15 protein-coding genes are annotated in these 13,419 nt (G+C 34.9%); 9 read left to right on the top strand and 6 right to left on the bottom strand.

What is annotated here, in order from left to right:
• Nucleotides 1–8 precede the first annotated feature (8 nt).
• The gene (locus tag RBU59_RS07410) at nt 9–524 is read right to left on the bottom strand and encodes a hypothetical protein (RefSeq protein ID WP_308147243.1); all 516 of its coding nucleotides are present in this window, start codon (nt 522–524) and stop codon (nt 9–11) included.
• A 155-nt stretch (nt 525–679) separates the two neighbouring features.
• On the opposite strand from RBU59_RS07410, the gene RBU59_RS07405 reads away from it, so the two are divergent.
• The 6 genes from RBU59_RS07405 (at nt 680) to RBU59_RS07380 (ending at nt 6,649) form a co-directional block, all read left to right on the top strand.
• Nucleotides 680–1,204: a TetR/AcrR family transcriptional regulator gene (locus RBU59_RS07405; protein WP_308147242.1), complete on the top strand. Its 525-nt coding sequence runs from the start codon at nt 680–682 to the stop codon at nt 1,202–1,204.
• Between the two features lie 148 nt (nt 1,205–1,352).
• Nucleotides 1,353–2,744 (top strand): Y-family DNA polymerase, encoded by a 1,392-nt coding sequence (locus RBU59_RS07400; RefSeq protein WP_308147241.1) that lies wholly within the window; start codon nt 1,353–1,355, stop codon nt 2,742–2,744.
• 12 nt (nt 2,745–2,756) lie between these two features.
• Nucleotides 2,757–3,230 carry a hypothetical protein gene (locus RBU59_RS07395; protein ID WP_308147240.1) on the top strand — a complete coding sequence of 158 codons (474 nt, stop codon included), beginning with the start codon at nt 2,757–2,759 and terminating at the stop codon, nt 3,228–3,230.
• Nucleotides 3,231–3,821: 591 nt separating this feature from the next.
• Nucleotides 3,822–4,016 carry a hypothetical protein gene (locus tag RBU59_RS07390; protein WP_308147239.1) on the top strand — a complete coding sequence of 65 codons (195 nt, stop codon included), beginning with the start codon at nt 3,822–3,824 and terminating at the stop codon, nt 4,014–4,016.
• Nucleotides 4,017–4,227: 211 nt separating this feature from the next.
• The gene (locus RBU59_RS07385; RefSeq protein ID WP_308147238.1) at nt 4,228–6,114 is read left to right on the top strand and encodes a recombinase family protein; all 1,887 of its coding nucleotides are present in this window, start codon (nt 4,228–4,230) and stop codon (nt 6,112–6,114) included.
• Nucleotides 6,092–6,649: an ABC transporter substrate-binding protein gene (locus RBU59_RS07380; protein WP_308147237.1), complete on the top strand. Its 558-nt coding sequence runs from the start codon at nt 6,092–6,094 to the stop codon at nt 6,647–6,649. Before RBU59_RS07385 ends, RBU59_RS07380 begins: the two co-directional genes overlap by 23 nt.
• Nucleotides 6,650–6,765: 116 nt before the next feature.
• Here the strand turns inward: RBU59_RS07380 and RBU59_RS07375 are convergent, their stop codons facing one another.
• The 3 genes from RBU59_RS07375 to RBU59_RS07365 all read right to left on the bottom strand — a co-directional run bounded on the left by RBU59_RS07375 (nt 6,766) and on the right by RBU59_RS07365 (nt 9,909).
• Nucleotides 6,766–7,110, bottom strand: a complete 345-nt coding sequence (locus RBU59_RS07375) for a DUF4366 domain-containing protein (RefSeq protein WP_334307743.1) — start codon at nt 7,108–7,110, stop codon at nt 6,766–6,768.
• Between the two features lie 77 nt (nt 7,111–7,187).
• Nucleotides 7,188–9,539 carry a DNA helicase PcrA gene (gene pcrA / locus RBU59_RS07370; protein ID WP_308147235.1) on the bottom strand — a complete coding sequence of 784 codons (2,352 nt, stop codon included), beginning with the start codon at nt 9,537–9,539 and terminating at the stop codon, nt 7,188–7,190.
• Between the two features lie 166 nt (nt 9,540–9,705).
• The gene (locus RBU59_RS07365) at nt 9,706–9,909 is read right to left on the bottom strand and encodes a DUF6774 domain-containing protein (protein WP_308147234.1); all 204 of its coding nucleotides are present in this window, start codon (nt 9,907–9,909) and stop codon (nt 9,706–9,708) included.
• A gap of 129 nt (nt 9,910–10,038) precedes the next feature.
• Between RBU59_RS07365 and RBU59_RS07360 the strand changes: the two genes are divergently transcribed.
• The gene (locus RBU59_RS07360) at nt 10,039–10,653 is read left to right on the top strand and encodes a DUF1836 domain-containing protein (RefSeq protein ID WP_308147233.1); all 615 of its coding nucleotides are present in this window, start codon (nt 10,039–10,041) and stop codon (nt 10,651–10,653) included.
• Between the two features lie 124 nt (nt 10,654–10,777).
• On the opposite strand, the gene RBU59_RS07355 is transcribed toward RBU59_RS07360, so the two are convergent.
• Nucleotides 10,778–11,083, bottom strand: a complete 306-nt coding sequence (locus tag RBU59_RS07355) for a YerC/YecD family TrpR-related protein (RefSeq protein WP_308147232.1) — start codon at nt 11,081–11,083, stop codon at nt 10,778–10,780.
• 242 nt (nt 11,084–11,325) lie between these two features.
• Between RBU59_RS07355 and RBU59_RS07350 the strand changes: the two genes are divergently transcribed.
• Nucleotides 11,326–11,652 (top strand): hypothetical protein, encoded by a 327-nt coding sequence (locus tag RBU59_RS07350; RefSeq protein ID WP_308147231.1) that lies wholly within the window; start codon nt 11,326–11,328, stop codon nt 11,650–11,652.
• Between the two features lie 157 nt (nt 11,653–11,809).
• On the opposite strand, the gene RBU59_RS07345 is transcribed toward RBU59_RS07350, so the two are convergent.
• Nucleotides 11,810–12,238, bottom strand: a complete 429-nt coding sequence (locus RBU59_RS07345; RefSeq protein ID WP_308147230.1) for an FMN-binding protein — start codon at nt 12,236–12,238, stop codon at nt 11,810–11,812.
• 414 nt (nt 12,239–12,652) lie between these two features.
• On the opposite strand from RBU59_RS07345, the gene RBU59_RS07340 reads away from it, so the two are divergent.
• Nucleotides 12,653–13,411 carry a nitroreductase family protein gene (locus tag RBU59_RS07340; protein WP_308147229.1) on the top strand — a complete coding sequence of 253 codons (759 nt, stop codon included), beginning with the start codon at nt 12,653–12,655 and terminating at the stop codon, nt 13,409–13,411.
• Nucleotides 13,412–13,419 lie beyond the last annotated feature (8 nt).

Below are 13,419 nucleotides of genomic sequence, written 5' to 3'. Positions count from 1 at the left end.
TATAGACATTACAGATATTTCCTGATTGATTTTATCCCACATATGATAGTGTGCGTTATAATAGTCAGCAGCCAGATGTAAAGCATAACAAATTTTAATGTTGTAAACCAGGAGCATATTGTTGCCGTGATCTTGCTGAACACAGGATATTGTTTAAGCATATGTAAAAGTAATATGTTTTCAAAAACATCAAACAATGCTCTCAAAACGCACAGTATGTAAAGAAATGTTTTGATCTCTGGGGACATGTGTACAGCGTCTGAAAGTGTGACCATAGTAATTAAAAAACACAATATAAAGATAAAATCCAACACAAGATACTTTTGGTAAGCTATTCGCCCACCCTTTTGTATTTGCTCAAAAGTTTGCTTCACTGTTTCACTGCTGTAATGAAAACGCATATCCAGCAGACGAAAAGAACTGTCAAAAGTTTGAATACTTCGTATTCCATGGCCGGTCATATACATGACCAACAGACATATAAGAAATCCGAATATGCCGATTACTCTTATTAATTTTATCAATGAAATGCTCCTCTCTAAATTTGAATGAGACAAACCGCAACACTTGTAGCGGTTTGTCTCATATAGTATAATATGGAATATGATAGGAATCAATAAGTTGAAAACAAGTGCTACATAGAAGTTGATTTTGTAGCGGTAATAGAGGAGAATAGGATATGCTTCAAAGTATTAATCCAACAGCAAAGCAATCTCAGAGATGGATCATTAAGGCATTACTGGATTTGATGGAAATCACAGAGTACGATAAAATCAGTGTATCAGCGATTTGCCGTAGGGCTGATTTAGATCGGCGCACTTTCTATCGCAATTTTGATTCGAAAAATGATGTATTGGAAGAATATATCAAGATTCTGGGCGAAGAATATATTAAAATGTATTCTGCAATCGATAACCTCTGCAGTTATACTGCGGTAAAATTCTTTTTTGAGTTCTGGAGTAGACATTTGAGCTTTATAAAAAAAATAAAGAAATGCGGTTTGAGTGATTTCATTTTTCAGCAGTTTGAGAAATTTACGAAAGAACATATTGCACTGCTGATAGGTGATAATGTATTAAAGTTACCAATAGAGTATGTATTTGCATATAGAATCGGTGGTTTTTGGAATGCTATGCTAACATGGATGGCTGGTGATGCAAAGTTGTCTCCAGATGAAATGGCCACGATCATCACTCAAATATGAAAGCATTTAAATCTATGTAATTATCATTTGAAGTCAATAAAGTAGGAAACCAAATATCAAGCAAGGGCAATATCATACATGTATATGTGAAGATATATGGTATTACAATACCAAGGTGAATAGAGACCTAAGAAAGGAGGCAGTTAGGATGTCTAATATAAGAACAGGAACACAGGATCATATTTATATTGCAATTGATTTGAAGTCATTCTATGCCTCCGTTGAGTGTATTGAAAGGGGATTAAATCCACTGACTGCCAATCTTGTAGTGGCTGATCCAACTCGTACCGAGAAAACAATCTGTCTTGCAGTGTCACCATCTTTGAAGAAATATGGCATACCTGGAAGAGCCCGGTTATTTGAGGTGCAACAGAAATTAAAGGAAATAAAACAGCATACAGGTAAAGAGATAGAATATATTATTGCACCACCTCAGATGGCACGCTATATTGAAGTATCCTCAGAGATTTATGCGACATACCTGCAATATATCAGTCCGGATGACATTCATGTATACAGTATTGATGAGTGTTTTATGGATGTGACGAATTATCTGCATCTTTATCAGATGTCTGCAAAGGAATTAGCGGTGAAAATGATTTCTGACGTACTTAAGAAGACCGGAATCACTGCAACGGCAGGAATCGGAACGAATCTGTATCTGTGTAAGATTTCTATGGATATCGTTGCAAAGCATGTAGCCGCGGATGCAAGCGGAGTACGGATTGCTGAACTTGATGAACTGACTTATCGAAAGTTATTGTGGGATCATAAACCGTTAACTGATTTCTGGAGAATTGGTGGAGGTATAGCCAAAAGACTTGAAAACAGCGGTCTGCAAACGATGGGCGATATAGCGAGAACCTCGATATATAATGAAGATTTATTATATAGAATGCTTGGTATTGATGCTGAACTATTAATCGACCATGCGTGGGGGTATGAACCCTGCAGCATGAAAGATATTAAATTCTATAAACCCAGCACAAACAGTATTTCTTCAGGACAAGTCCTGCAGAGTCCGTATGATTTTTTTAAGGCAAGAATTATTGTACAGGAGATGACAGATTTGCTGGTACTTGACCTTGTGGACAAGGGTGTGGTAACAGATAGTCTGACCTTGACCATTGGTTATGATCGAAGCAGTGTAGATGAAGGAAAATACACGGGGGTAGTTACTTATGATCGATACGGGCGGGGTGTACCCAAATCCGCTCATGGTACTGCGAATCTTGGTACAACCAGCAGCAGCACCAAAAAAATTATGACAGCAGTTATGGAGCTTTACGATAGAATCGTTTCAAAAGAACTCTTAGTCAGGCGGGTTACTCTTTGTGCCAATAATCTTGTGGAAGAGGGATATGAGCAGTTTGATTTCTTTACGGATCCGGTGGAACAGGCAAAAGAGCGTAAGATGCAGGAAGCCATGCTTAATATTAAAAAGAAGTTTGGAAAGAATGCTATTTTGAAAGGTTTGAATCTGGAAGAGGGTGCCACTACAAAGGAAAGAAATAATCAGATTGGTGGACATAAAGCATAGGAGAGATTTATCATGGTAAAGAATCCGGTACAGTTAGGTGCGCAGGCATCACATAAATATGATGACATTATTAATTTAGAATATCCATTGAAAAGCTCAGATGGAATCAAACATCCAAGAATGCAGGTAGAAGACCGGGCAAAGATATTTGCTCCTTTTGCGGCTCTAAAAGGTTATGAGGAAGCGATTGCAGCAAAACAGAAAATTGTTGTGCCTCGTATAGAATTGTCAGAGGAAGCAAAAGAATATTTAGATTTACAGCTTGGTAAGATTGAGCTTTTGCTGACAAAAGGGCAGCACCCGGTCATCACAGTTGTATATTTTAAAAAGGATAAAGCGAGGAATATAGATGGCGGAGAATATATTCAGTTCACTGGCCTGGTAGCCAAATTTGACCTGACCTCACGTATCCTTCAGATTGTTGAAAAGAAATTGCGTTTGGACGATATCTATGGTATTGAGGGTGAGGATCTGGATGGTATCTGAAGATGAATGAGAAGTAGGAATAATGGGCGATTTAAAAATACGTAGTGATGATTATCGTAGCGAAATAGTCAAAAAGTACTTTCAATATGATTAGTAATTGATTATCACGAACGGAAAGTGTGTTGACATGGAAAAATTTACTTTAGAGGTACCAACAATAAATAGAAAAGAAGAAGCATTGGATTATTTAAATGAGCATGTTCAATATAATTAGAATATTTGTATGCTTAATTTATATAGCAATGTATTCAATTATAATAATTTTTAGAAATGATGTACACTCATGACCATTGCTTTAGAATAGAAAATTGCACACAAGAACGCGCAAAAAGGCCTTGCCGATTAATGGAATTTTTCCTAGCTGTCCCGTCATTTTGCGTAATCCGGTGAAAATGGATACATAAACCGGCAGGTATTAAAAAATTATACTTCAAACATTATTTTTTAAATCTAAGTTTTAGCGAATATTGAAATTTTAAATTCATAAACTGAAAGAAAAGAAGTTGCAGTTGCAGCTTCTTTTTTGTTGTTAATTACAAAACTTTAAAATATATTATCTTAAGTATCATATTTAGAGAGGATGTGTATGGAGTGACACATTCGAAACCAACGTATTATATCTGGAAAACAGATGAGATGAAACAGGAAGAATATGAATATATAAAGAATTATTGGACCTCACTAGGATTCCGTACGGTTACTTTTGTAGATGGAAGCAGTAATAAAGATATAAACGAAGGATTAAAGGCAGTGATAAAGAATCATATAACATCTGATAAATGCTGAATGATTGTCCCGAAAAAAATCAAATCAATTTGTGATTCTGCCCAATTGCACTATTTATTTATTGCATGATATTCAACGTAGAATTATAAAATGTCCTGATCGACGAAAGTGAATGATTCATATGGCTTTTATCAGCTCAATCATAAAACAATTATAACTTATATTTGCAGGGAACTATAATACATAATTACATAAAAAGTGAGGGATTTCAATGGTTGCGGGATATGTACGACTTTCTCGAGATGATGATAAAAAGAATTATGTTTCTATAGAGAATCAAAAGTTATTGATTAACCAGTTCGCTTCTGAATCAGGTTATGTCATCGATACCTGGTATGAAGATGACGGTATCTCCGGATACAGTTTCAACCGGCCCGGTTTTAAAAAATTACTGGAAGATCTGGATCATAATATTGATACAGTAATAGCGAAAGACTTATCACGAATCGGGAGACATAATGCAAAAGTGCTTTTACTTCTTGACGATTTTAAAGAACGTGGTAAACGCTTATTGCTGGTTGACGATAATTATGATACCTTAGAGGATGAAGACGATATTATAGGTATTAAAACGTGGTATAATGAGAGATACGTAAAAGACACAAGCAGGAAAATACGTAAAGTCATAAGAGCGCGTCAGGAAAAAGGAACTTTGATATTAAGAGTACCATTTGGATATGCTAGAGATAAAAATGATAAATCAAAAATTATTATTATTGAGGAAGAAGCAGAATATATTCGTCTGATTTTTGAGTTTTATCTTCAGGGATACGGATATCGGAAAATTGCGGTTAAACTTACGGAGCAGGGGATACCAACTCCCTCTATGATGATTCATAATAGATATCTGAGCGAGGGTAAAGTTTTAAAACATAAAATTTCTTCTGCCTGGACGGACGGAATGGTTGCTGATATATTAAAAAATGATTTTTATATCGGTAACCTAAGAGCTCATAAGAGAGCACGGGTTACGATTAACGGTACGGATCGGAGAGTATCGAAAGAAGACCAGATTCTCTTTCGGGATAACCATGAACCTATTATTGATAAAAATTCCTATGATCTGGTACAGGAAATCAGGAAGAAGAGAATACATACCAATTACCGCGGACAGAGCAGCGAGGGTAATATTTTAGGAGGATGTTTAATCTGTAAAGACTGTGGCAGCCGCTTTACGCCGATACTTCGTAAAAATAATACCAAACGGAAATATTATCTGTGTAATACCTATAATCAAAAAGGAAAAAGATATTGTGAATATACCCATCTGATTAATGAGTCCGATCTGATAGAGGATGTTATTAATTATATAAAGTTATGTCGAAATGTTCTGGCAGAAATTATCAGGACTTATGATATGAGTGATTTTATCAAGGAGAAAGAGTCGATTGAGGACAAAAGAAGAATATTAAAGGATTCTATAAAGAAAAACAAAAGTAAGTTAAAAGTTCTGCTTTCACAGAAATTAAATGAACTAACATCGAATGCCGGGGATGAAAAGATTATTAATGAAACTTATTCTGAACTGATGACCGAAATATTAGCGAAAATAAACAGTTATGAATCCCAACTGAAAGAACTGGAGGATACCAGAATTACCAATTCCAACAACCAGGGCAAATTAGCAACTGCTCTGCAGGTTGTTGATTCCATAATAGATAAAGGCAATATCAACCGAAAGGATATAGAAATTCTGGTTGAGAAAATCATAGTAGATAAAGACGGACTACCTGAAATCGAATTAAAATACGGTCTTAGTAAATTAGTTAAATACAGTCCGGCAGAAGACCTCAACAAATATGAGCATGAGATTATTCTTACAACCATGAAATTAATTCAGCAGGAAGACAGAACGTATACATCAGCAAAACATCTGTCGGAGGAGCTGACAAAACGGGGCTATAAAAAATGTAAAAAAGCAGTACGTCCCTATATCCAAATCATGATAAGCAAAGGTATCCTGAAAGAAACGGGGGACCGGTTAAAACCTTATGAAATCCTTGTTTCAAAGAGTGAACTTAATAATAGGGTAAAAATTTACATGGAGTCCATGTCAAACCGGTGGTATGCCGCAAATGGTTTTGGAATATATCCTTAAGAAAAATGGGATAGATCCTAAGAATGACTTAACAATTGTACAGAATATTGATTTTGGATTAACATCACAGGCATTTGCTGCAGGTACCGGAGATTATACAGTGGAATTTGAACCAAGCGCAACTGCACTTGAAAAAGAAGGAAATGGTAAAGTAGTGGCTTCTTTAGGAGTAGAAAGCGGAAAAGTTCCTTATACTGCATATTCTGCTAAGAAGAGTTACATCAAAAAAAATCCTGAAGTAATCCAGAAATTCACCAATGCTATTCAAAAAGGATTAGATTATGTTAATTCACATACTCCTAAAGAGATAGCTAAGGTGATTGCTCCACAATTTAAAGAAACTGATCTTGATACGGTTACCGCAATTGTAACAAGATATTATGAACAGAATACCTGGAAAGAAAATACGGTTTTTGAAGAAGAAAGTTTTAATTTATTACAGGATATCCTGGAGGATGCCGGGGTTATCACTACAAGGGCACCTTATAAAGATTTAGTTACTACAGAATACGCAGCCAAAGCTTATAAAAAGTAATTAAATAAGCAATAAGCAAGTTTAATAATTGTTCACTTAAAAATGAGCCTGTTATCATTGCAGGCTCATTACTTGTTTGTATAATTATTAATATTGAGGTATAAAAGAAGTTATAATTAAGCTTCCGGAGTCGCCTCATCTTCTAATGAAGAAGCTTTCGTAGCTTTGTCTCCAAACTTACAATTGCAGGCACTTTCTTCTTCATCATCAAAGTCATCATCAAAATCATCATCAAAATCGTCTTCAAAATCTTCAAGGTAATCCGGTGTTAAGTATTTGTATACTGCATAAGCAATACCGGCAACCGCAGCAACTGCACCAATTACAGCTAATATCATAAGTACGCAGTTGGTTCTTTTTTCCTCTGCTGCTTTTTTACTGTGAAGTAAATCACCTAATCTAGCTGCGTTTAATAATTCTTCTAGTTTATTGTTCATGTTCATTATAACACATCCTTTCATCGTAAAATGAGTTCTATCCTATTATACCACGATATGAGGCTTTTTACTATAGAAATTCTGGAAAATGCATGAAATTGCTACAATTTTTTTAGCTTTGCAAAAGAAGCCAGCATTTTTTTAATACCAAAATTAGAAAATTCTACCGTAACTTCATAATCCTTACCGCCGGAATTAATATTCGTTACGATACCAACACCAAATTTTATATGCTGCACAGTATCGCCGATACCGTAATCCAAAGTACCCATATTTTTACCCTCAAATTCCTTGGGAGCGGAGGCAGCATATGGTTTTTGAAAGATTATATCATTTAATTTATTAGAAGTTCCGGTACCATAATCTGTTTTTCCATTAGAAACGAAAGCAGCACCTCTTAAGTTAACACCAGCAGGATATAGGCGGTTATTTGAATCACGGGATAAACTCATATAGGAATTACTTTTTAGAGGGTTTGATTTAAAAGGATTACGTTCCAGGGTTAACAAATACCTGGGAATTTCATTAATAAACCGGGACGGCCGGTTAAATTGTGTCTCGCCTCTTATCATACGCTGAGATGCGGCACTTAATCCCAGCCGTTTCATGGCTCTGGTAATTCCTACATAACATAATCTGCGTTCTTCTTCGATTTCTGTTTCCGGATCATCTGCATGAATGGACATATAACTTGGAAATATACCTTCTTCCATACCGCATAAATACACATAGGGAAATTCCAAACCTTTAGCAGAATGTAAGGTCATAAGGACTACCATATTATTGTCTTCCGATAAATTGTCGATATCGGAAACCAATGCAACTTCCTCTAAGAAATCACTTAAAGTTGGTTGTTCCAATGCATTTTCTTCATATGTCTTAATTTTACTTTTTAACTCGCCGATAATTTCAATGCGGTCTTCCGCATCTTCCGTATCCTGTGCTTCCAATGCACTGATATAACCGGTTGCATCTAGGATTTCTTCCAATAAATCTGTTAGGGTGTAATCAGAGGAAGACAAATTGGACTTTAATACTTCTATCATGCTGACGAAAGAAGATATTTTAGCAGCGGCTCGTCCAAGGGTAGGGATATAGTCCGCACGTTTTAATGCTTCATAAAAGCTGATCCCATTTTTAAAGGCATAATCATCAATCTTGTCAATGGTTGTCAGACCAATACCACGTTTTGGAATATTAATAATTCGTTTCACTGCCAGATTATCCAAACCGTTATCAATGGTTTTTAAGTAGGATAATAAATCCTTTACTTCTTTTCTTGCATAAAAATTGATACTTCCGATGATTTTATATGGAATATTTTTTAGTATTAATTTTTCTTCAAATACACGGGATTGCGCATTGGTTCGATAAAGTATGGCGAAATCCTGATAAGTTGCTTCACCGGATGAAACGGTCCCGGCAATTTCATTTACAATGCTGTCAGCTTCTTCATAATCATGATCAAACTGTGTAAAACGTACAGGTTCACCCTCTGCATTATCTGTCCATAAAGCTTTTTCTTTTCTGCCGGCATTATTGCTGATTACTTCATTTGCCGCTTCCAGAATCCGCTTGGTTGAACGGTAATTCTGTTCCAGTTTAATAACTTTAGCATTAGTATATTCTTTCTCAAAATTAAGAATATTATAGATATTGGCACCACGGAATTTATAAATGGACTGGTCATCATCACCAACAACACAGAGATTATGCTCCCTGTTACCATCCTCGTTAATTCCATTCGCTAAAAGACTGATTAATTTAAATTGGACGGTATTCGTATCCTGGTATTCATCCACCATAATATAATGAAACCGATTCTGGTAATAATTTAAAGCTTCTCTGCTGGTTTGGAATAACTCAACTGTTTTAAAAATCAAGTCATCAAAATCCAAAGCATTGTTAGACCTTAATCTTCTTTGATATTCTTTATATACAGCGGCAAATTTAGCTTTTGTAAAATCTCCTACCGCACGGAGTTCATATTCCTCCGGGGATATGAGCTCATCCTTGGCTGAAGAAATAACGGATAAAAGAGAGCGTTCCTTAAACATCTTGGTATCAATATTCAGATGCTTACAGACTTCCCTCATTAAGGATTTCTGGTCATCCGAATCATAGATAGTGAAACTTCTGTCATATCCGATATGATCAATCCATCGTCTTAGAATTCTTACGCAGGTAGAATGAAAGGTACTCACCCATATGTTTTCAGAACCATATCCAACGATTTTATCGACACGTTCACGCATTTCACTGGCCGCTTTATTTGTAAAAGTTAAAGCTAATATGTTCCAGGGATTTACATCCCGGTGCTCAATCAGATATGCTATTCTGTGAGTTAAGACTCGGGTTTTTCCTGAACCGGCACCGGCTAATATAAGCAAAGGACCTTTATCATGTTCAACTGCTCTTCGTTGTTCTTTATTAAGTGTATCATATATGCTCATGTTTATTACCACCTGACTTATGTATTTCATGTAAATTTTCTAATTATAATGATAAACCGGTAAAAGGTACAACAATCCGCCGGTTAATTGCAAACATATGTTTATATTATAACATGAAAACAGGGACTGTACAACCTGTATCTTTTCCGGCCAAATCAGATTGGATTTATAAGATAATTGGAGGTACAGGCGGTGTGGTACCGGATTCCGATTTAGGTTTTAAACGTTCTCTCTGGAGAGAAATGGTTCCTAAAGTCGTACCGATTTGTGCTAACAATATGGCTATCAAATCAATTTCATCTGTTGTTTTATCCTTTGCTATTGCTATCGCCAGAGAGGTTGCCAAAGCAGCTAGTTCTTCCGGACTCATAGAATCACCTCAGTTTTAATATATGTATCCCCTTTGGAAGCGTGCTTGGGCATGGTGAAAAGAAAAATATGTGTTTACATCTAGTATTAAATACTATATAATATACAGTAAGAGGTGATAACAGTGGATATGAGTAATGATGAAGAATGTTTGAAAAGTTTAATAGAAAGTATTAGAAAACTGGATTATATTAATCCGGATGATATTCCTAATATTGATTTATATATGGATCAGGTTACCACTTTCATGGATGAACACTTAAAATCTTCCAAGCGCTACAGTGAAGATAAGCTTCTTACAAAAACCATGATTAATAATTATACTAAAAATGAGTTGTTACCACCGCCGAATAAAAAGAAATACTCAAAAGAGCATATTTTGTTATTAATCTTTATCTATTATTTTAAGAATATTTTGACAATAAGTGATATTCAGCATATCTTTAATCCCCTTACGGAAAAATATTACGGTAAAGGTTCTGACATCGGTTTGGAAGCTATCTATAAAGAAGTATTCAGTTATGAAAAAGACCAGATGGATAATCTGCTAAAAGATGTTATTCGAAAATTTAATAAATCACGAGAAACTTTCCCCAATATAGAATCAGAGGAAGAAAGAGAATTTCTTAATACTTTTTCTTTTATATGTATGCTGAGTTTTGATGTATATGTTAAAAAACAGATGATAGAAAAATTAATTGATGAATCCATTCTAGATAAAAAGAAAGTAAAGAAAAAAGATTAATTATAAAAACCCCCTCACAAAGTAATACTTGGAGGGGGTTTTAACATACATGTCCAATTCCTTAAATTATAACAATTTTGCTGGTCAGTTGTTAAGTCATATTGATGTTAAGTATTACTACTGATTAGTCATTGGTATCTTTTGTATCCGATATTCTTGAAAAGACCATATCATATCCATCTTTACCATAGTTAAGTGATCGATTCACTCTGCTGATGGTTGCAGTAGAAGCTCCTGTTTTTTCGGCTATCTCTAAGTAGGTTTTATGATTACGCAGCATGCGTGCTACTTCAAAACGCTGGGATAAGGATAATAGTTCATTCACAGTACAGATATCTTCAAAGAAAGTATAACATTCTTCCGAATCTTTTAAACTTAATATTGCTTCAAATAAATGGTCCACGGCAGAAGTTCTGATATTTTTGCTCATATTTCCATCTCCTGATAAGTATATTCTAACAGTATAATTTTAACACGATGAAGTCGTAAAGTAAAGGATTATTTTTGGGTGCCGGGAATGGCTTATTTACTGGGTTTGGGATATTGATTATATTCATTGACTTATAAAATGACTTATAATTGACTGCCGCAACAAACAGAAATGATTGCAGTATGGAATAATATGTATTATGATACACATTATGACTATAAACAGTTTAAAGCGGTATTCATGTGAATGAACTGGAAGCTGATGGGGATAAATATTCCGGAAGAATTAAAATAAGCGGCTCCTATACCATTTGGAAATATGAATGTGACGAAGATACGGATATTAATATCAGTTATCTTTTTTCGGTTACTTCTGGAAAAGCAAAATTAGTTCTTATAACTCCTGATAATATAATTCATGTGATTGCTTTCGGTGATCAGAAGATAGAAAACGATGATAAGAAACAAACTACTCTTTCTTTAAAAAAGGGAACAAACCAATTAAAACTGGTAGGAAAAAATAAAGCGGATATAAAATTAGAATTAGATATATCGGAGGGGACATATTGAAATTAGCGGGCCAAAAGCCTTGGATACGAGGTTTGGGAAGAATAGCAATTAGCTATTCATCGCGATGACTGCTAAGAAAGCCTGGGTGTTATTGAGTAATCAGCTTGTACTTTATTTCTGCAAAAGATTACTCAATATTTCATCATAGACCTTTAAATTACTTACCTTTTAATGCTTCCGTATCAATTCCGGCTTCTTTTAGTGCTGTTTCTGCAGCACTTAAAACAGCTTTACAGGTAATGGTGGCACCGGATATGGAATCAATTGAAAGGCTTTGTTTGGCCACAATCGTTTTAGCCATTCTGGAAGCGGCTTTACCCCCGATATCAGGAGTTTCCTGTGAGGCATCAACCCGTAATGTACCTATTTTACCGGTACTTGCTGCAGTTACCTCTACAGTAACATCTCCGCCATATCCGGCTGCGGCAGCAGAATATTTTTTGACTTTAGTATCCTTAGTATTAATATAGCTGCATCCGGTTAATAACAGTGCAGTTATGAGAAAAGGCAGAATATATAATTTTAACCCCATTAGTTTATGCACTTTAATGTTAAGTGTTAATTTGCTATTGAAATGAAATTGCATACTAAAATCCTCCATTAATAATATTAGAAAATATTTATAAAGACCGATGACCTCCATAATAAAGCCATAACAAAGAATTCCGTTAGTATAGGTAAATTATAATTTGATTGTAATAAGTTATCCTTTGGTGTAATTTAACTGTAAATTTATTGATTCTGCAGTTGATATTATTATTAACACTTATTCTCTTTTCAATCTGTAAAATACTTATAAATTTATCTTAGAATTACATGTAAAATACTTATAAATTTACTTTGAATTACATGTAAAAATTTTATTAAATTTTTAGTTATTCCCGCTGTATTATTAACATAGGGTAAGTAAAATGGTATAATACGTAAAGTATTATTTATAAGTAAAATCTTAGCAGAAGACAAGGAACAATAAAATGAAAATTAGAAGGAGGTATTAAAAATGACAAATTCACAATTGTATGAAACAATTTATAAACGGAAGTCAATCCGCAAATTTGACATGACACCTCTTGATGCGGCAGTGTTAACAGACATTAAGAATCATACAGCAGAAATAAGACCTTTGGATAGGAAAATAAAATGTGAATTTGTATATCTTGGTTCCAATGATATTAAAAATCTTTTACCGATTAAAGCTCCCCACTATATCTGCATATATTCGGAGAAAACAGAGGGCTTCCTTACAAATGCCGGCTTTTTACTTCAGCAGATGGATCTTTATTTCTCTGCAAATCATTTAGGCAGCTGCTGGCTTGGTATGGCTAAGGTAGCGGGAGATATACCGGATAAAAGGAACGGTATGGAATTTGTTATTATGATTGCTTTCGGTAAAACAACGGAACCGCTCTATCGAAGTAATGTTTCTGAATTCAAACGTAAGAACCTAACCGAGATTACTAATTTAACGGATTGTAAGGAGTTGCTGGAACCTGTGAGGCTTGCTCCGTCGGCATCAAACTCACAGCCCTGGTATATCAGCGGAAGTAAGGAAGAGATTATAGTCAGCCGTAAAAGTTTAAATATTATAATGGCGCCTTTATTTAATAAAATGAATCAGATTGATATTGGTATAGCCTTATGTCATTTATGGCTGTCATTAGAATATCATGGTTTAACGCCTGATTTTGCCTGGGAGAAAGTAAATGTACCAAAAGGATATGATTATATGACAACGATACATGTAAGTGAATCTCGTTAATAGGCGGA

The sequence above is a fragment of the Anaerocolumna sp. MB42-C2 genome (genome assembly GCF_030913705.1).
GTDB lineage: Bacteria > Bacillota > Clostridia > Lachnospirales > Lachnospiraceae > Anaerocolumna.
The sequence above is the reverse complement of the archived record's forward strand: the minus strand, read 5'-3'. Positions and strand labels throughout refer to the sequence as shown.

Bases quoted from the DNA above. Each gene is read 5' to 3' on its own strand.
- pcrA (WP_308147235.1), bottom strand. From the start codon at position 9,539: ATGAGCATATATGATACACTTAATAAAGAACAACGAAGAGCAGTTGAA.
- RBU59_RS07375 (WP_334307743.1), bottom strand. From the start codon at position 7,110: ATGAAAGGATGTGTTATAATGAACATGAACAATAAACTAGAAGAATTA.
- RBU59_RS07380 (WP_308147237.1), top strand. From the start codon at position 6,092: ATGGTTTTGGAATATATCCTTAAGAAAAATGGGATAGATCCTAAGAAT.
- RBU59_RS07345 (WP_308147230.1), bottom strand. From the start codon at position 12,238: ATGCAATTTCATTTCAATAGCAAATTAACACTTAACATTAAAGTGCAT.
- RBU59_RS07340 (WP_308147229.1), top strand. From the start codon at position 12,653: ATGACAAATTCACAATTGTATGAAACAATTTATAAACGGAAGTCAATC.
- RBU59_RS07400 (WP_308147241.1), top strand. From the start codon at position 1,353: ATGTCTAATATAAGAACAGGAACACAGGATCATATTTATATTGCAATT.
- RBU59_RS07360 (WP_308147233.1), top strand. From the start codon at position 10,039: ATGAGTAATGATGAAGAATGTTTGAAAAGTTTAATAGAAAGTATTAGA.
- RBU59_RS07395 (WP_308147240.1), top strand. From the start codon at position 2,757: ATGGTAAAGAATCCGGTACAGTTAGGTGCGCAGGCATCACATAAATAT.
- RBU59_RS07385 (WP_308147238.1), top strand. From the start codon at position 4,228: ATGGTTGCGGGATATGTACGACTTTCTCGAGATGATGATAAAAAGAAT.
- RBU59_RS07405 (WP_308147242.1), top strand. From the start codon at position 680: ATGCTTCAAAGTATTAATCCAACAGCAAAGCAATCTCAGAGATGGATC.
- RBU59_RS07365 (WP_308147234.1), bottom strand. From the start codon at position 9,909: ATGAGTCCGGAAGAACTAGCTGCTTTGGCAACCTCTCTGGCGATAGCA.
- RBU59_RS07355 (WP_308147232.1), bottom strand. From the start codon at position 11,083: ATGAGCAAAAATATCAGAACTTCTGCCGTGGACCATTTATTTGAAGCA.